General features: G+C 71.2%; 17 protein-coding genes. 8 read left to right on the top strand and 9 right to left on the bottom strand.

Translation table 11 applies throughout. The features are described 5' to 3' along the window. Nucleotides 1-53 precede the first annotated feature (53 nt). A complete protein-coding gene (locus AB0D31_RS20865; RefSeq protein ID WP_362725145.1) occupies nucleotides 54-1,430 on the top strand; it encodes an MFS transporter in 1,377 nt (458 codons plus the stop codon). A 254-nt stretch (nucleotides 1,431-1,684) separates the two neighbouring features. Next, the gene (locus AB0D31_RS20860; RefSeq protein WP_053724453.1) at nucleotides 1,685-2,059 is read left to right on the top strand and encodes an RNA polymerase-binding protein RbpA; all 375 of its coding nucleotides are present in this window, start codon (nucleotides 1,685-1,687) and stop codon (nucleotides 2,057-2,059) included. Nucleotides 2,060-2,300: 241 nt separating this feature from the next. Here the strand turns inward: AB0D31_RS20860 and fxsA are convergent, their stop codons facing one another. The 4 genes from fxsA to AB0D31_RS20840 form a co-directional block, all read right to left on the bottom strand. Beyond that, nucleotides 2,301-2,885 (bottom strand): FxsA family membrane protein, encoded by a 585-nt coding sequence (fxsA, locus tag AB0D31_RS20855; protein ID WP_362725060.1) that lies wholly within the window; start codon nucleotides 2,883-2,885, stop codon nucleotides 2,301-2,303. A gap of 175 nt (nucleotides 2,886-3,060) precedes the next feature. Next, complete coding sequence (locus AB0D31_RS20850) at nucleotides 3,061-3,828, bottom strand: polyprenol monophosphomannose synthase (RefSeq protein WP_362725057.1); 768 nt, start codon at nucleotides 3,826-3,828, stop codon at nucleotides 3,061-3,063. A gap of 657 nt (nucleotides 3,829-4,485) precedes the next feature. Beyond that, nucleotides 4,486-6,147, bottom strand: coding sequence for an amidohydrolase (locus AB0D31_RS20845; protein WP_362725054.1), 1,662 nt, complete (start codon nucleotides 6,145-6,147; stop codon nucleotides 4,486-4,488). A 9-nt stretch (nucleotides 6,148-6,156) separates the two neighbouring features. Then, entirely contained in the window at nucleotides 6,157-6,597 is a 441-nt protein-coding gene (locus tag AB0D31_RS20840) for an Lrp/AsnC family transcriptional regulator (RefSeq protein ID WP_267054292.1), read from the bottom strand. A 203-nt stretch (nucleotides 6,598-6,800) separates the two neighbouring features. Between AB0D31_RS20840 and AB0D31_RS20835 the strand changes: the two genes are divergently transcribed. After that, nucleotides 6,801-7,226 carry a hypothetical protein gene (locus AB0D31_RS20835; protein WP_362725051.1) on the top strand — a complete coding sequence of 142 codons (426 nt, stop codon included), beginning with the start codon at nucleotides 6,801-6,803 and terminating at the stop codon, nucleotides 7,224-7,226. 57 nt (nucleotides 7,227-7,283) lie between these two features. Here AB0D31_RS20835 and AB0D31_RS20830 read toward each other — a convergent pair whose 3' ends face one another. Next, nucleotides 7,284-8,378, bottom strand: coding sequence for a phosphotransferase family protein (locus AB0D31_RS20830; RefSeq protein ID WP_362725049.1), 1,095 nt, complete (start codon nucleotides 8,376-8,378; stop codon nucleotides 7,284-7,286). A gap of 35 nt (nucleotides 8,379-8,413) precedes the next feature. After that, entirely contained in the window at nucleotides 8,414-9,535 is a 1,122-nt protein-coding gene (locus tag AB0D31_RS20825) for a hypothetical protein (protein WP_362725046.1), read from the bottom strand. Nucleotides 9,536-9,780: 245 nt separating this feature from the next. On the opposite strand from AB0D31_RS20825, the gene AB0D31_RS20820 reads away from it, so the two are divergent. Further along, nucleotides 9,781-10,125: a hypothetical protein gene (locus tag AB0D31_RS20820; protein WP_362725043.1), complete on the top strand. Its 345-nt coding sequence runs from the start codon at nucleotides 9,781-9,783 to the stop codon at nucleotides 10,123-10,125. A 480-nt stretch (nucleotides 10,126-10,605) separates the two neighbouring features. Here AB0D31_RS20820 and AB0D31_RS20815 read toward each other — a convergent pair whose 3' ends face one another. Continuing rightward, entirely contained in the window at nucleotides 10,606-11,778 is a 1,173-nt protein-coding gene (locus AB0D31_RS20815; protein ID WP_362725040.1) for an acyl-CoA dehydrogenase family protein, read from the bottom strand. A 374-nt stretch (nucleotides 11,779-12,152) separates the two neighbouring features. On the opposite strand from AB0D31_RS20815, the gene AB0D31_RS20810 reads away from it, so the two are divergent. After that, entirely contained in the window at nucleotides 12,153-13,466 is a 1,314-nt protein-coding gene (locus tag AB0D31_RS20810; protein WP_362725037.1) for a glycoside hydrolase family 18 protein, read from the top strand. Nucleotides 13,467-13,542: 76 nt separating this feature from the next. On the opposite strand, the gene AB0D31_RS20805 is transcribed toward AB0D31_RS20810, so the two are convergent. Beyond that, nucleotides 13,543-14,169 carry a TetR/AcrR family transcriptional regulator gene (locus AB0D31_RS20805; protein ID WP_362725035.1) on the bottom strand — a complete coding sequence of 209 codons (627 nt, stop codon included), beginning with the start codon at nucleotides 14,167-14,169 and terminating at the stop codon, nucleotides 13,543-13,545. Nucleotides 14,170-14,281: 112 nt separating this feature from the next. Between AB0D31_RS20805 and AB0D31_RS20800 the strand changes: the two genes are divergently transcribed. The 3 genes from AB0D31_RS20800 to AB0D31_RS20790 are packed head-to-tail and all read left to right on the top strand — an operon-like array spanning nucleotide 14,282 to nucleotide 16,970. Further along, nucleotides 14,282-14,896 (top strand): DUF6230 family protein, encoded by a 615-nt coding sequence (locus AB0D31_RS20800; protein ID WP_362725033.1) that lies wholly within the window; start codon nucleotides 14,282-14,284, stop codon nucleotides 14,894-14,896. Next, the gene (locus tag AB0D31_RS20795) at nucleotides 14,887-16,071 is read left to right on the top strand and encodes a DUF6114 domain-containing protein (RefSeq protein ID WP_362725030.1); all 1,185 of its coding nucleotides are present in this window, start codon (nucleotides 14,887-14,889) and stop codon (nucleotides 16,069-16,071) included. Before AB0D31_RS20800 ends, AB0D31_RS20795 begins: the two co-directional genes overlap by 10 nt. Then, complete coding sequence (locus AB0D31_RS20790; RefSeq protein WP_362725028.1) at nucleotides 16,068-16,970, top strand: hypothetical protein; 903 nt, start codon at nucleotides 16,068-16,070, stop codon at nucleotides 16,968-16,970. Before AB0D31_RS20795 ends, AB0D31_RS20790 begins: the two co-directional genes overlap by 4 nt. Here AB0D31_RS20790 and AB0D31_RS20785 read toward each other — a convergent pair. Next, nucleotides 16,948-17,112 carry an SCO1431 family membrane protein gene (locus AB0D31_RS20785; RefSeq protein WP_267054282.1) on the bottom strand — a complete coding sequence of 55 codons (165 nt, stop codon included), beginning with the start codon at nucleotides 17,110-17,112 and terminating at the stop codon, nucleotides 16,948-16,950. The two genes, AB0D31_RS20790 and AB0D31_RS20785, sit on opposite strands and share 23 nt — an antisense overlap. Between the last annotated feature and the right edge of the window lie 30 nt (nucleotides 17,113-17,142).

Here is a 17,142-nt window from a genome sequence, read left to right as displayed (position 1 = left end):
CCACCGCTCGCGTACGGGCACGAGCGAGGGGGCGCGGGTTGAGCGCTGAGATCATGGACGATGCCGACCGGGCGGACGACCGACCGGTGAGCACCGTCGAGCGCAAGCGGGAACAACGCGGCTGGTACTTCTACGACTTCGCGTGCTCGGTGTATTCGACGAGCGTGCTCACGGTGTTCCTCGGTCCCTATCTGACGTCGATCGCCAAGTCGGCGGCTGATGCCGAAGGGTTCGTCCATCCGCTGGGCGTTCCGGTGCGGGCGGGCTCGCTCTTCGCGTACGCCGTGTCCGCCTCGGTCATCGTCGCGGTTGTCCTGATGCCGATCGTGGGCGCCGCGGCCGACCGGAGCGGGCGCAAGAAGCCGCTCCTGGCGGCCGCCGCCTACACCGGCGCCGCGGCCACGGCCGGGATGTTCTTCCTCGACGGGCAGCGCTATCTGCTCGGCGCGGTGCTGCTGATCGTCGCCAACGCGGCCCTGTCGGTCTCGATGGTCCTCTACAACGCCTATCTGCCCCAGATCGCAGGACCCGAGGAGCGCGATCACGTCTCCTCCCGCGGCTGGGCCTTCGGCTACACCTCGGGCGCCGGCGTCCTCGTGCTCAACCTGATCCTCTACTCGGGGCACGACGGCTTCGGGGTATCGGAGTCGACGGCGGTGCGTATCTGTCTGGCGTCGGCGGGTGTCTGGTGGGGCGCGTTCACGCTGGTGCCGCTGCGACGCCTGCGCGATCGCAAGGTGGCGGTCCCGGCGAGCGAGGGCGCGGCGTCGGTGAGCGAGGGCAGGGTCGGGGCGGGCTGGCGGCAGCTGGTCTCGACCCTGCGCGACATGCGGGCCAGGCCCCTGACGCTCGCCTTCCTCCTCGCGTACCTCATCTACAACGACGGTGTGCAGACGGTGATTTCACAGGCGTCGATCTACGGGTCCGAGGAGCTGGGCCTCGATCAGAACACGCTCATCGTGGCGGTGCTCCTCGTGCAGCTCCTTGCGGTGGCGGGCGCGCTCGGCATGGGCCGTCTGGCACGGACCCACGGCGCGAAGCGGACCATTCTGGGTTCGCTCGCGGTCTGGGCGGTGATCCTGGGCGTCGGTTTCTTCCTGCCGGCCCGTCAGCCCGTGCTCTTCTTCATCCTGGCGGCGGCCATCGGAACGGTGCTCGGCGGCAGCCAGGCGCTCTCCAGGTCGCTCTTCTCCCATCTGGTGCCGCGCGGCAAGGAGGCCGAGTACTTCTCGGCCTACGAGATGAGCGACCGCGGGCTGAGCTGGCTGGGGCCATTGGTGTTCGGTCTCGCGTACCAGCTGACCGGGAGCTACCGGGATGCCATCATCTCGCTGGTGGTGTTCTTCGTGGTCGGATTCGTGCTGCTCGCCCGGGTGCCGGTGCGGGCCGCCGTGGCCGCCGCGGGAAACCCTGTTCCGGCGCGGATTTAGACGTTGAAGTCAAAGGCCGGTAGTGTACGCCTTTGGCCTGCCAGGCGGACCGTTACTGCGTGTTCGAGTAGAGAAGACGCCGGGTGACATCTGCTGTCAGATGTGACAAACCGGTCACTGGTGGGTACAACAAGGGGCGGCACGACGGCGACGCATGACCCAGAACGGGAATCTTTACCGCCGACCGGACGTTGACCGGATGACGACGACAGTGACACCTGTCCTGTGGGCGACAAGCCCGGGAGGCACGATTCATGAGTGAGCGAGCTCTTCGCGGCACGCGCCTCGTGGTGACCAGCTACGAGACCGACCGCGGCATCGATCTGGCCCCGCGCCAGGCCGTGGAGTACGCATGCGAGAAGGGACATCGCTTTGAGATGCCCTTCTCGGTGGAGGCGGAGATTCCGCCGGAGTGGGAGTGCAAGGTCTGCGGGGCCCCCGCACTCCTGGTGGACGGCGACGGCCCTGAAGAGAAGAAGGGCAAGCCTGCGCGAACGCACTGGGACATGCTCATGGAGCGGCGCACCCGCGAGGAGCTGGAGGAGGTTCTGGCCGAGAGGCTGGAGGTCCTTCGTTCCGGCACCATGAACATTGCCGTGCATCCGCGCGACAGCCGCAAGTCCGCCTGATCGCGCAGTTCGGCGATACAGCGCAGTAAGTGCTGGCAGTAAAAGCAGTCAAAGCTGAGGGCCGGTCACACCACCTGGTGCGACCGGCCCTCAGCTTTTCTGTTCCCAGCGGCTTCGATACGCGGCCCACCAGGTCGGGTGCGCTCACCGGCGCGCCTGCGCCCACCGGCCCGCCTGCGCCCACCGGCCGCCTGCGCTCGCCGCGTCCTTCGGGGGCGAACATCTCCGAAGGACGGCGGGATCACCGCGTCAGCGGCGGGCGCGGACCGAGGTCGTCGGGCCGCGCGTGGGAGCCGGAGCCGTCGTCGCGGACGACCTCGCCCTGGACGACCTTTCCGTCCGGGTAGCGGATGCGGGCCTGCTGGAAGCCTTCCCCGAAGCCGCCGGGTACGGCGGCGCGGATCCGCTTGTCGATCGAGCGCTCGAAGAGGCGCGCCGCGGATGTGCGTACCGGCGGGAGCAGCAGGAGCAGCCCCGCCGCGTCCGAGAGGAAGCCGGGGATGATCAGCAGCAGCCCGGCCAGCATGATCAGGGCATTGCCCTCGCCGCCGCCGCTCCCCGCGGCGGGGTCGGTCTCCCCCGACTGCTGCTGCCTGACCGTCTCGGTGAGGTTGCGGAACGCGCGGCGCCCGGCCCGCTTGATGACGTAACCCCCGAGCAGGAGGCCGCCGATGAGCAGCAGCAGGACCAGGAGGCCGCTGGAGGCCCCGGCAACCACGGTGAGCAGCCAGATCTCCAGGATCAGCCAGGCGGCGATCCCCAGCGGAACGAGGGTGCGTGCGCGCGAGCGCTTGGGAACTGTCGGAGGCGGAGTGCCGGTCGTCATGCTCCCAGTGTGCCTGGCCGTCGATCCGGACGGCGTAAGGCGGCGTACGAAGGCACATGGCTGCGTACGACTGCATACGACTGTGACGGAGGAGATCACCGCGCCCGGGCCGTCCGCGCAGGTGTATCCCGTAGCCGGGCGGCCTGAGCTCGTCAGAGCCCGGGATGGCCCGGGGTCAGGGAGTCTTGCGGCCGAGGAGCTTGTTGGCGCGGGAGCCGACGCCCCAGGCGGTGACCCGCCAGAGCGCCTCGACCAGGATGTCGTTGCTCATCTTGGAGTCGCCGCGTTCGCGCTCGACGAACGTGATGGGGACCTCCACCACGTGGAAGCCCGCGGCGACCGCGCGGCGGGCCAGGTCCACCTGGAAGCAGTAGCCGGCGGAGGCGACCTCGTCGAGGCCGAGGCCTTCGAGGGCCTCGCGGCGGAAGGCGCGGAAGCCGCCCGTGACATCGCGGATCGGGACGCCGAGCAGCAGCCGGGAGTAGGTGGAGCCGCCGCGGGAGATGTACTCGCGGTACTTGGGCCAGTTCACGATCCGGCCGCCCGGCACCCAGCGGGAGCCGAGCACCAGGTCGGCGCCCTTGAGGGCGGTGAGCAGCCGGGGCAGCTCCTCGGGCTGGTGGGAGCCGTCGGCGTCCATTTCGACCAGGACGCCGTAGTCGTGCTCGATGCCCCAGCGGAATCCGGCCAGATAGGCGGCGCCCAGACCTTCTTTGCCCTTGCGGTGCAGCACGTGCACCTGGTCGTCCTCGGCGGCGAGCTCGTCCGCGAACTTGCCCGTGCCGTCGGGGCTGTTGTCGTCGGCGACCAGAATGTGGGCCTCGGGGACCGCCGCTCTGACGCGGGCGACGATCGGCTTGATGTTCTCCGCCTCGTTGTAGGTCGGGATGATCACCAAGGCTCTGCCCAGCGGGCCGTACCGCCTCTGACCGCCGTCGTTCACTGCTGCCCCTTATTGTCCGTACGCAGGGGTCCACCATAGCGAGCGGTCGCGATCGGGCCGCACCGAGTGGGTGTGTGGTGCCGGATGCGCCCGGATGGCGGTGGGGATCCGCCGGTGCCGGATGCGCCCGGGTGGCGGTGGGGATCCGCCGGTGCGGGACGCGCCCGGATGGCGGTGGGGATCCGCCCGGCACCGGAGGCTCACGGAGGCGGGGGCGTGGATCGGTACCGGGGCCCGGCGCCCTTCGGGCCGACCTGGGGCCCGCTGGCTGCGGGTCGACCGAGAGCCGTTGTCTACTGAGCGTCCGGGCCCCACCCGGGTCGCACCGTCCCGCGCGCCCGCACGGGCAGCGGGGACGTACTCCCGGCTGAAACCTTCCCTCGCCCCCGAGGCGCGGGCGCTGAACCTGGCTGCCAGTGGTGGTGTGCCGGTGCGGCACACCACCCCATGACCCAGCGGCGTTCGACGACTGCGTGGAGGTTTAACCGGTCGGACGTCCTGTGGTGGACTCGGCCGAACCTACCGGCCCCTGGGCGCTTTCTGTCAACAGCCGATTGAGCTGCGACGTTTTTTCAAATCGCCAGGTCAGTGCCGAAGATCCGCAGGTCGTGGCGATGCCGTGACGGCCGTCCGCCGACGGTACGAAATGTCCCTATGTCACTCGTTCGGACGCGCGAATACCGTTTGTCCGAACACCACCGTGCGCAGACAGACCGGAAGTGCGGCGCCCGGGGTGAGGTCGGGCAGCCCCGGGGTGCCCGAGCGCGGGTCGGTGGACCAGCGCGCCACCCGGTCGTCGGGGGCCTGCACCACGAGCTCCTGGGCGCGCCAGACGGCATAGTCGGCCGGGGCTCCCGGCACCAGGATCCCCGCGTCGTCCCGGCCGAGCGCGCGCCAGCCGCCCCGGGTGTGGGCGGTGAAGGCGGCGCGGGCCGAGATCCGGTGGTCGAGGGTGCGGTGGAAGGCGGCCGCGCGGACGGTCCCCCACGGGTCGAGCGGGGTGACCGGGGCGTCGGAGCCGAACGCGAGCGGCACTCCGGCCCGCAGCAGGGCCGCGTACGGGTTGAGGGTGCGGGCCCGCTCGACGCCGAGCCGGTCCGCGTACATGCCCTCATCGCCGCCCCACAGCGCGTCGAAGGCGGGCTGCACGGAGGCGGTGAGGCCGAACTCGGCGAAGGCGGCGACGGTGGCGGGGGTGAGCATCTCGGCGTGCTCGACGCGGTGGCGGGCGGCGCGGACGCGGGCGAGGCCGACCCGCTCGGCGGCGGCGCGTACGCCCTCGACGACGGCGGTGAGCGCGGCGTCGCCGATGGCGTGGAAGCCCGCCTGGAGCCCGGCCTCGGTGCACGCGGCCACATGGGCGGCGACGTCGGCGGCGTCGAGGTGGCCGGTGCCGGTGCCCGGTGCGTCCGCGTAGGGGGCGTGCAGGCAGGCGGTGTGCGAGCCGAGCGAGCCGTCCACGAAGAGGTCACCGGCCGCGCCGACCGCGCCGAGTTCGCGGATGCGATCGGCGTCCTTGGCGCCTTCGACGCGCTCGGCCCAGTATCCGAAGACCCGTGGTCCGGCCTCGTCGCGGGCCAGCGCGAGCAGCGAGGTGAAGTCGTCCTCGTCGGAGATCTCGGGTCCGCCGCACTCGTGGACGGCGCCGATGCCGAGCGAGGCCGCGTGCCGCAGCGCCGCGCGCTGGGCCTCGGCGCGCTGGCGGGGGGTGATCGCGCCGTGCGCCGCGGCCCGCACCGCGTGGTGGGCGGCGCCGTCGAGCGGCTCGCCTTCCCGGTATCCGGCCAGGTCGCGTACGCCGGGGACGAGGTCGAGCAGGGCGGTGGTGACGACGGCCGAGTGGACGTCGACGCGCGGCAGATAGAGCGGACGGCCGCCGGTGGCCGCGTCGAGCTCCGCGCGTGCGGGGTGGCGCCGCTCGGGCCAGCGCGCCGCGTCCCAGCCACCGCCGAGCAGCACCCGGTCGTCGGGGCGGGCGGCGGCATGGGCGCGCACGGCGTCGAGGGCCTCGGTGAGCGTGCGGGCCGTGGAGAGGTCGAGGCCGGTCAGGGCGAGGCCGGTGGCGGTGGTGTGCACATGTGCGTCGGTGAACGCCGGGGTGACGAGCGCGCCCTCCAGGTCGACGATCTCGTCGACGCCGCTCGCGAAGGCGTCCGCGGCGCCTTCCGAGCCGACCCAGGCGACGTGTCCGCGTTCGACGACCATCGCGGTGGCGAAGGGGTCGGCGGGGCTGTGCACGTCGCCGCCGCGCAGCAGGACGGTGCGATGGGCGGCTTCACCGGGTGCGGAAGCCGCGGAACTCATGGGGGCGGAACTCATGGAGACAGCCTAGATATGCGGCGGCCGTGCCTCGTACGGGGTGGACATGACCACGGTCGTACGCGTCGAGACGCCGGCCAGGGTGCGGATGCGGGTCAGCAGGTGTTCGAGGGCCAGGGGGCTCGCCACTCGGACCTTGAGGATGTAGTTCTCGTCCCCGGCCACGCTGTGGCACGCCTCCAGCTCCGCCACACCGGCCAGCCGCTCCGCGATGTCGTCCGGGGCGCTGGGGTCGAACGGCTTGACCGAGATGAACGCGGTCAGCGGCAGGCCCACCGCCTCGGGGTCCACGACGGCCGCATACCCGCGGATGACCCCGCGTTGTTCGAGGCGGCGTACCCTCTGGTGCACCGCCGATGTGGACAGGCCCGTGGCCTTGCCCAGGTCGGTGTAGCTCATCCGCCCGTCCTTGACGAGCAGCTCCACGATCTGACGGTCCAGCTCCTCCATGGCGCTCAACCTATGGCCCCGGGGCGCCTCCGGCACAGTCGGACGGCGCACGGAGGCGCATCTGCGGGGGGCATGTGACGAACGCCACAGGTTTGCGGACGGCTCGGCAGGGGTCTCACGGTTATCGCCACGAGCTGGCGGGAAGTGTGTGTTTTGGTCGCGGCCGCGGCGCAATGCCGGCCCACCCGAGGGGGAGTGTCCCAATGCAGAATCCCAAGCGAACCGGACGTACGGAACGCGAACGTGGCGAATTGGAGCCTGTCGATATCGCCGACCTCGTCGACGAGGACGACTCGCTCGACGCGTACGACACCTTCGAGATGTACCGGGTGATCTGCCCGGACTGCGCGCAGCCCATCGCGCTCCTCGCCGACGAGGACGTCCTGCCGGAGCACGCGCTGTGCCCGAGCCCGTGGAACCCCTTCGTGCTGACGGTGTGCGCCGGGACCGGGCGCTTCGCCGGGGAGGCGAAGGCGGCGGACGAGACACTCGACGTGCAGGAGCAGGACACTGCGCTGCTGCTGACGCTCCCGCGGGAGCTCGACTGGCGCACTCAGCCCTTCTCGCACGTCGGCGGCCCGGGCTCGCGTCCGGTGCGGGTGCTGCCGCAGATGCGCCGCGCCGCCTGAGCGCGCGTCCCGCCGTGCGGGCCGGACGCCATCGGGGGGTGTCCGGCCGACTACCGGTCAACTCCAGTACGCACCGCGCACCATGGCCTCAAGGCTGGCCCGGTGCAGGATCAGCGCGTCGGGGTCCGCGGGCGGTTCGACCTCGCCGAAGTGCACCTGCCGGTAGGCGATGCGCAGCATGACCACCGCGTGCCGCAGCGCCGCGTACAGGGTGTGGAACTCCATGAAGCGCGGGGTGTGGCCGGTGAGTTCGGCGTAGCGCCGCTCGATGTCGTCGCGCCGCAGGAATTCCGGAAGGCCCGGCTGGCCGAAACTCACCGTGAGGTCCTGGAAGAAGCGGTGCAGGTAGACGGTCCAGCCGAGGTCGAGTTCGCGGGGGCCGCAGGCCGCCATCTCCCAGTCGAGGACGGCCGCCGGCTCGAATCCGTCGTAGACGATGTTCCCGATGCGGGCGTCGCCCCAGCAGAGCACCGAAGGGCCCTCGGCGTCGGGCCAGTGCGCGTCGAGCCAGTCGAAGGCCGCCTCGATGAGCGGTGAACGCGGAAGGCCGTCAACCACCCATGCGTAGTAGTCCCGTTGGGCCGCGACATGACGGCTCAGCGCGGACCCCTTGCCGTCCGGCAGCAGGAACTCGGCTTCCCCGACCGGGAATTGGTCGTGCAGCCGCGCGATGACGTCGATGGTGGCGTCCTGGAGACGGGCGCGCTCGGCGTCGTCGGCGGCGTGCAGCCAATTCCCCTCGTACGTATAGGGCATGACGTCCGGCGGTACGCGCCCCTCGGCCCGGTCCATGACGAAGAACGGCGCCCCGAGCGGCGCGGGGTCCTCTTCGAGCCGGCGCACGCGGGGCACGGGTACGTCGGTGTGCTCGGCGACCAGGCGCATCACGCGGTGCTGGCGGGCCATGTCGTACACGGGGAAGACGGTGTACGCGTCCGGGGCGGCGGCGAGCCGCAGGGCGCAGGCGCATACGGAGGTGTCGGGGTGCTCGATGTCGAAGAGGAGGGTCTCGCTCGACATGCCGTTGGACGACGGCACCCGGATGCCGGTGACGCGGGCGCCGGGCAGCTCGGCGTCGAGCCAGGCGGACAGGCGGCGGCCGACGTCCTCGGGGTCACGGGTGGAGGTGCGGGGGCGGGGCGCGGTGGCCAAGGTGGTGCTCCCTTCACGACGGGCGGGCGGCTGGGTCAGGGGGCGACGGAGGTGTAGTCGGCGAAGCCGCTGGGGTCGTGACGGCCGAAGCTGCCGTGCTCGAAGATCCCGTAACCGGTCTGTCCGTCGAGGGTGAAACGGGCGGCGTGGTCGGTGACGCCGTACGCGGCCATCGGGTGGGCGGCCGGGTCGGAGAGGTCGTAGACCTGACGGTCCGTCCAGCCCCGGCCCTGCCAGGTGCCGTGCTGCCACCCGTCGGCGGGCGGGTAGCCGGCGCCGACGGCGAGGGGGGAGGATGCGAGGATCTCGACGCCGAGTTCGAGGGGCTTGCGGGCCTGGTCGGTGAGGTGGATGACGGCGCGTTCGGGGTGACGGGTGCCGGGGCGGTAGGTGATGTCGGCCTGGGGCCAGCCGAGTTGGGCGTCGGGGTGGCCCTCGCGCACCAGTGCCGCCTCGTTGAGGGTGCGGTAGCCGTCGGCGTCCTCCTGCGCGATGACCATGACGAACCGGTCGTCGAAGCGGGCCGGCACCCACAGCCAGTGGAACCCTTCGGGCCGGTACTCGTCGCCGCGCCCGGCCTCCTCGCCGGGGATCGGCCGCACCCCCCAACTGCGGTCGCGCGTCCCGGTCCACTCCCCCGCCGTGACCGGTATCTCCTCGCCGCCGACCCGGATCACGCCGGAGCAGTGGCCCGCCTGCACGAACCGCCGCCCCTCAAGGGTGAGCCGGTCCCCCTTGCGCTGCACGTGGTGCGGCTCCCACAGCGCGGGGAAGTCGGCGTCCCAGACGATGTCGTACGAGAGTGAACCCGGCTCGTCCGGATCGGGAGCGCAGTGCAGCGAGAAGCGGCGCAACGGGGTGTCGACGGTGATCGTCAACGGGCCGACGCTCAGCTTCATACGGTCGTCCGTGAGGGCGTCGGACGCGCGGACGGCGTGCAGCGTGTCACCGACGCGGAGGGTGGCGTAGGCGTCGATCACCCCGGTGTTGGGATACACCCCGAGCCCCGCGATGAGCAGGGCCCGCCCCTGGTGGTCGAAGACGTGGAAGATGCAGCGGTCGTAGGCGTTGCGGTCACCGGTCGCGACGTGGGCCATGGAGAGGGGGGCCTGGTGGATGGGGTACTCGTCGAGGGGGATGGGGCGGTTGTTGGGCATGGGCAACCTCCGGTCCAGCGCGGGGATCTGACGGTACGTCAGCTACGCCCGCCTCGCCATACCCCGGTCGGCCGATGACGGCCGCTTCCCGGAAGCCGGCTCTTGCGAGCCGGGGAACCGCCGCACCCGGGACGGAGCCCAGCGGGCTACAGCGCTCCGGCCGACTTCGCTCCCATGCGTCCATCGAGGCCCCGGTACGGCGAGCGTCGCACTATCGTGGGGATGCCGATCCAGGAGGGACCGCCGTGACAACCGCCCCGGGACATCCGTCTGACGTTCCCCCGCTGCCTGAGCGCAGCATCCCCGCGCTACGTGCCGCGATCGCGGCGCACGCTCCCGAGCTCCTGCCCGACTTCGAGGCAAGCTGGCGGGCCAAGGTGGCCGACACCTACGACATCAGCGCCGCGCCGGCTTTCCTGGCCCGATGGTGGGCCGAGTACGCCCTGGCACGCGACCCCGAACTCGATCGTCACGTCCGCGATCTGGAAGAGCGCGCCGCCCGGGCCGCGGACCCGGAAAAGGCGCAGGCACTGCTGGAAGAGGCTGCCGAGATCCACACGCGGATCAGCCGGCTCGGGCCCGGCGAGTGAGCGGGGAGTTCACTGGTCCGCCCCGGTCCGTCGACTGGACGAAGGCCGCTTCCGAGTACCGCGACAGCCTGCCCCAGCCTGTTCGGGACGCCATCATTGAGGCCGTCGTGGAGCTGCTGACCTCCCAGCACCCCTACCGGGACCTCGCTCCGGAGGGGGCCACCGTACATACAGCCGTATCCGCCCAAGGGTGACCGCTCTTCGGCCGCTCGCGTTGGCAGGCCATGAGCCTGCTTTATTCGAGCGCCCCCGGTCGCGGCCGGCGCCGCCGCGTGGCCCCGTTCGAACCCGGCCCCACCCCAGCGCCGGCGGCCGCCGAATCGGTTCGGCAATATGCCGATCCGCCCATCTACCAATCCCTGCTGCGCCATTGGGCGAGCAAGGGGCGGACCCTGCCGGGGCGCCGCGATCAGGAGTGGGTCCGGATCGTGGCGGCCCCGGTGTGGCCGAGCCACGTTCCCACGGGGAACGAGTTCCGGGTCAGCGGGTTTCCGGACCCGCCAGGTGCCGGGCGATGACCATCCGCTGGATCTGGTTGGTGCCCTCCACGATCTGGAGCACCTTGGCCTCCCGCATGAACCGCTCGACCGGGAAGTCCGCCGTGTACCCGTAGCCCCCCAGGACCTGCACCGCGTCCGTGGTGACCTTCATCGCCGCGTCCGTGCAGAACAGCTTGGCCATCGCGGCCTGGCGCGAGAACGGCCGCCCGGCGTCGCGGAGCCTGGCCGCGGCCAGGTACAGGGCGCGGCCCGCCTCGATCTGGGTCGCCATGTCGGCCAGCATGAAGCGCAGGCCCTGGAAGTCGGCGATGGGACGGCCGAACTGCTGCCGCCCGGTCGCGTAGGCGAGTGCCTCGTCGAGCGCCGCCTGGGCCACGCCGATCGCACAGGCGGCGATGCCGAGCCGGCCGGAGTCGAGCGCGGAGAGTGCGATCGCGAAGCCCTGGCCCTCCTCGCCGATGCGGCGGGCGTCGGGGACGCGTACGCCGTCGAAGTGGAGCTGTGCGGTGGGCGAGCCCTTCATGCCCATCTTCTTCTCGGGGACGGCGGGCGAGAGTCCTTCCGCGTCGCCAGGCACCAGGAACGCCGTGATGCCACGCGCACCCTCGCCGCCCGTGCGGGCGAGCACGGTGTAGAAGTCGGCGATCCCGCCGTGCGTGATCCAGGCCTTGGTGCCGGTGATGACCCAGTCCGAGCCGTCCCGCACCGCCTTGGTGCGCAGCGATGCCGCGTCCGAACCCGAGGCCGGCTCGGAGAGGCAGTACGCGCCGAGCAGGCCGCCGCCGAGCATCGACGGCAGGTGCTCGGACTGCTGCTCCTTGGTGCCGTATCCCGCGAGCGCGTGACAGGCGAGGGAGTGGACGCTCACGCCGAGGCCGACCGTGAGACGCGCCGAGGCGAGTTCCTCGAGTACCTGGAGGTAGACCTCGTAGGGCTGGTCGCCCCCGCCGAACTCGGAGTCGTACGGAAGGCCGAGCAGTCCGGATTCCGAGAGCAGGGTGAAGATCTCGCGCGGGAACCGGCCGGCATCCTCCTGCTCGGCGGCCCGGGGCGCGATCTCCCGCTGGACGATGTCGCGCACGAGGGCGACGAGGTCCCGGGCCTCTTCGGTGGGCAGCTGTCGTTCCACCGGCTGTGGGGCACGGTCGGGCATGGCGCGCTCTCCTCCCTGTCGGGCGCTGCGGCGGACGCACGCGCAGGGTGTGGCGGCGCCGCCGGTGACTCTGCTCTACGGCCGTTACCTTCCCTTCCGGGTCACAGAAGTAGCAGGCGGGTGGCCGTGGCGCTGTGAGTATGCCCGATCGGACGCGTCCCGTCACTGGCTCCAAGATCACGATTTCCGCGTACTCCGAGCCGGAGGCGGTTCCCCGGGTGGTCCCGGAACTCGGCCCTCCGGAGTTGGTCCGCACCATTGACCGCACTGGTCTAGTCCTTCTAGCGTTCCCTTCAGCGACTTAGTGCGTTCATGTCAATCGCTTCGAGCCGTCGCGTCCTGCCCCACTCTCCCCTCCCCACGAGGAGATCACGATGCCCGGACCACGCCCCCCACTCCCCCACGCCCTGGACCCCGTTCGGACAGCGGGTGCCCGCACCCGGTTCAAGGCCCTGGTCGCCGCCGCGTGTACCGCGGCGCTCGGTGTGACCCTGCTCGCCGGCGCCGGCAGCGCCAACGCCTCACCCGAGCCCGCTCCCCCGGCCGGGGCCCGGGCTCAGGCCCCGGCCCCGCAGGCCGCCGCGGCCGGCTCCAAGGTCGTCGGGTACTTCACCGACTGGGGTGTCTATCAGCGCAATTACCACGTCAAGAACATCGAGACCTCCGGCTCCGCCGCCAAGCTGACCCACATCAACTACGCGTTCGGCAACGTCACGGGCGGCAAGTGCGCCATCGGCGACGCCTACGCCGACTACCAGAAGACCTACGACGCCGCCTCCAGCGTGGACGGCACCGCCGACACCTGGGACCAGCCGGTCGCGGGCAGCATCAATCAGCTGCGTGAGCTGAAGAAGAAGCACCCCGGGCTCAAGGTCCTCTGGTCGTTCGGTGGTTGGACCTGGTCGGGCGGGTTCGCCGAGGCCGCGAAGAACCCGGCGGCGTTCGCCTCGTCCTGCTATTCGCTGGTCAAGGACCCCCGCTGGGCCGATGTCTTCGACGGCATCGACATCGACTGGGAGTACCCCAACGCCTGCGGTCTCACCTGTGACACCAGCGGACGCGAGGCCTTCAAGAACCTTCTCTCCGCGCTGCGTTCGAATTTCGGCGGCTCCAGCCTGGTCACCGCCGCCATCACGGCGGACGCGTCGGCCGGCGGCAAGATGGAGGCGACCGACTACGCGGGCGCCGCTCAGTACGTCGACTGGTACAACCCGATGACGTACGACTTCTTCGGCGCCTGGGCCGCGCAAGGGCCGACCGCCCCGCACTCCCCGCTGACCTCCTACAGCGGCCTGCCCACGCAGGGCTTCACCACCGACGCCGCCATTCAGAAGCTCAAGCAGCTCGGCATCCCGTCCGGCAAGCTCCTGCTCGGCATCGGCTTCTACGGACGCGGCTGGACCGGCGTCACCCAGAAGGCACCCGGCGGCAGCGCGACGGGACCGGCCGCCGGCACATACGAGCAGGGCATCGAGGACTACAAGGTGCTCAAGACCAAGTGCCCGGCCAACGGTACGGTCGCGGGCACCGCGTACGCCTACTGCGGCAACAACTGGTGGAGCTATGACACCCCGTCCACCATCGCCGGCAAGATGACCTACAAGAACACCCAGGCGCTCGGCGGCACCTTCCTGTGGGAGCTGAGCGGCGACACCGCCAACGGTGAGCTCATCAAGTCGGTTCACTAGCACGGGAGTTGCACCAGGAGGGGCGGGTGGCTTCGGCCGCCCGCCCCTTCGGCGTGCCGAGGGAATCCCGCTCGGATCAGGCCGGCTCCGGGGCGGGACAGGACGGCTCGAACTCCTCGATGGTGTCCAGGGTGCGGCGCAGCATCCGTATGAGCAGCTCGCGCACGGTGTCGCGGGGCGGTTCGAGGGAGCCGAGCCAGTCGAGGGTGACGCTCTCCACGCTGCCGAGCCAGCCGAGCAGCGCGAGCCGGGCGAGCACCGGAATGGACCGGGTGCCGTAGGCGCCCTCCGCGATGGTGGCGATCAGCTCCTCGCGCACCGCGTCCCGGATCGCCTGCACCTGCGTGTCGAAGCCGACCCCGCCCGTGACGATCGTCCGGTACGCCGCCTGGTGGTTCTCGGCGTAGCGGAGATAGCCGTCGATGGTGCGGTGCACCCGTTCGGCGCGGGGCAGCTCGGTGTCGCTCCCGGCGCGCGAGACGAGATCGGCGACGGAGTCCTCGACGATGGCGAGGTAGTAGCCCCGCTTGGACTTGAAGTAGTAGTAGATCAACCCCTTGGCCACGCCCGCGTGCTGGGCGATGTCGTCCATCGACAGCGCGTCGTAGGAGGTGTCGGCGAACAACTTCCGCCCGGTCGCGATGAGTTCGGAACGACGCGCCTGGGATCTTTCGGTCGTCCCGCCCTGTTGACTATTATTCAAATTAAGCCCTAGTCTCCAACTGCCGCAGGATGCCCGCAGTATGGCAGACCTGCCTTCGCACTTCCCCTGCACCGCCTTTCCGAGGGTTCGCCGGATCGTACGGGAGGATCAAGTGAGCGCAGCCAAACGGCCGTTGGCCGAAGGCAGAACAGCCTGGAAGAAGACGGCGGTCGTCGCCCTGCCGGCGGTCGTCGCGGTCGGGATCATGGCCAATGTGATGGCCGAGGGCGCGCTGGCCGCGTCGTTCGCGGTCTCCGGCACCAGCTTCCAGGTCGCGTCGGGGAAGCTGACCAGCTCGGGGCTCTCCTCGTACGTCCAGACCGACAAGTCCGTCGACGGCAAGGGTCACCCTGTGGCGCTGCTCGGCATCGGCGACGCCAGGCTCAGCGACATCTGCCAGTCCGCCGAGGTGAGCACCCCCGTCGGCACGGTCGTCTTCAAACTGACGGCGGGCGGTGACGCGGGTGAGGTCACCGCCAGCAATCTGGTCATCGACGGCGAGGACCTGGTCGGCGACGCCCACTTCGGTACGGCGCAGATCGGCCGGGACGCCTCAACCCTCGATGCCGTCAAGGGTGTTCAGGGTGAGCCGGGCAAGTTCGGCCTCCAGGCGGGCGACATCGAGGTCGACGGCGTGAAGTCGCACGCCTGGTCGGCGACCGGCGGCGACTTCCGGCTGAAGGGGATGAAGGTCGATGTGAGCATCGGCGGCAAGAAGTGCTTCTGAGACGACTGGGCCTGCTGAGGCTCCCCCGCGCGGGCGCGGCCCGCCCCACCCCGGGCACGGGCCGCACCCCCGGCGCCCCCGGGCCCGGTGAGCCCGGGCCCGACGGGTCCTGGTCCAAAGGACCCCGGTCCTGGCCCGACGGGTCCTGGCCCAGGTCCGACGAGCCCCCGCGCAAGCCCGGCGAACTCCGGCTCCGGGCCGCCGCACCCGCCGCGCCCGGCGTGCGGTACCCGTGGCTCGACGCACGGCTGCCGCTGCCCGAAGCCCGCCGCGCACTGCGGGGCTGGCGGCGGACGCGGCCGTTCTGGGCCGGGATCCTCCTCGTACTCGGCGGCATGGAGCTGCTGCTCGTGCCGCTGTCGCCGCTGACCATCCTGGTCAGTCTCGGGCTCGGCGGGATCGCCGCGATCGGTATCGGGCTGGCCCTCGTCGTCGCCGGTCTCTTCCTGTGGTTCCTGCCGCACACCCGGCACTACGTGTCCCTCAACGCCCTGATCCTGTCGGTGCTCTCCTTCGCGGCCACCAACCTCGGCGGGTTCCTGGTCGGGATGGCGCTCGGGATCGCGGGCAGCGCCATGGGGTTCGGCTGGACACCGAGGGAGCGCGGCGCCGGGCGCGCGGCGAGCGTACGCACCCAGCGCACGCTCGCCGCCGTCCTGCCCGTGGCCCTCCTCGTCGCCCTCGGCCCGCGCCCGCCGGCCCAGGCCCGGACACCTGCGCAGGCCCAGGCACAGCCACAGCCCCCGGCTCTGCTTCAGGCGGGCGCCGTCACCGCGCCCCTGGTGCCGCCGACGGTCACCACCACCCGCTTCGCACCCCACGGCTTCCTGCTCGCCGGGGTGACGACCGTGCCCACCGCGCACGGCCCCCTCAAGGTCATGGTCCTCAGGATGACGTCGGCCTCGCTCACCGACTACCGTCTCAACACCCGTGACGGCCACGACGAACTGGCGCTGGGCGCACGCTCGTTGGACCTCAGCGGGAATGTGACGCTCTATCTCAGCAAGTTCAGCGGCTGCCTCGAAGGACTGCTCTGTCTCACCTTCGACCCCACCACCCTGCCGGTGCCGCCGATCGTCCCGCCGTTCGTCTTCATGACGCAGGTGACGGCCGAACAGGCCCTGGTCACCTCGGACTCGATCGTCGCGAACGGTCTGACCCTGGGGGCATCGTGATCCCGATCCAGGCCTCGCTGTTCTGGGCGTACGCGACGGGCGCCACCTTCGCCGTCTCCGCCGCCCGCCAGCTGCAATGGTGGCAGCGTTCGGTGTACGAGGGAGGCGTACGCACCCGCAGCCGCGCCGCCAACCCGTACCTCGCGCTGACCGTGCTCTTCGCGGCGGTGCTCCTGGTGCCCTCGGGTCTGTTCATGCTGTGGCAGAACCCGTCGTGGGCGACGATGCAGGTGGCCCGCGACGCGCACGGCGTCTGGGCCGGGTTCGTGCTCCTCTACGCGGGCGGCACGGTGGTCGCCGCGCTGCTCGGGTTCCTCGTCGCGCAGGCGCTGGTGCTCGTGGGGGCCGGGTACTGGGCCTATCTGCAGAGCGTCGGCGGCCACTTCCTGATGGGCGCGGTGCTCGTCCACGGATGGGACGGCACGGGCTACCGCCGTCTGCTCACCACCGGCCGGGAGGCGCTGCGCGCGTGGCCCGAGGACAGCGTGGTCAACCACGTGCTGCACTTCGTGACATCGGGAACGTTCCTGGCGCTCCTCGTGCTGGGGGCCGCGGTGATCGGCACCCTGCTCGTCACGGAGATCGGCTGGCTCATGGAGGGCTGGGAGCTGCCGGGCGCGGACGAGGACCGGAAGGTGCCACGCGTCCTCGCGGTGGCCGTCGCGGCGGCCGGTGTCTACGGGCTGCCGTTGGTCGGCGCCGTGGCCGCGAGCGCGCTGGTGCGCCTGCTGGGGTGGCCGCTGGGGCTCGCGCTCTTCGCTCTCCTGGCGGGTGCGGTGCTACTCGCCCGGCGCTCACCGGTACGGCTCCTGTACGGCCTGGTGGGCATCCCGCACCGGCACTGGAGGGCCGATGCGGAGCTGGATCACGTGGTGGTTACAGCAGCCCCGCCTGCGTGACGAGCATGGCGATGACCACCACGAGGGTCCAGCCCAGGACGTGCTCCAGGATCTTGGGGCCGGTGTCCTTGGGGCCGCCGGTGCGGGCGCGCAGCTCGGCCAGGGCGCGGGGGTCGTCGAGCGTGGTGGCAGGCAGGGTCATGGGAACTCACTCGGTCGTGTGGTGCACGGT

Source organism: Streptomyces sp. NPDC048361 (assembly GCF_040651795.1).
In the GTDB taxonomy this organism is placed as follows: domain Bacteria; phylum Actinomycetota; class Actinomycetes; order Streptomycetales; family Streptomycetaceae; genus Streptomyces.
Note: the sequence above shows the minus strand (reverse complement) of the source record. Positions and strands in the feature narration are given on the sequence as shown.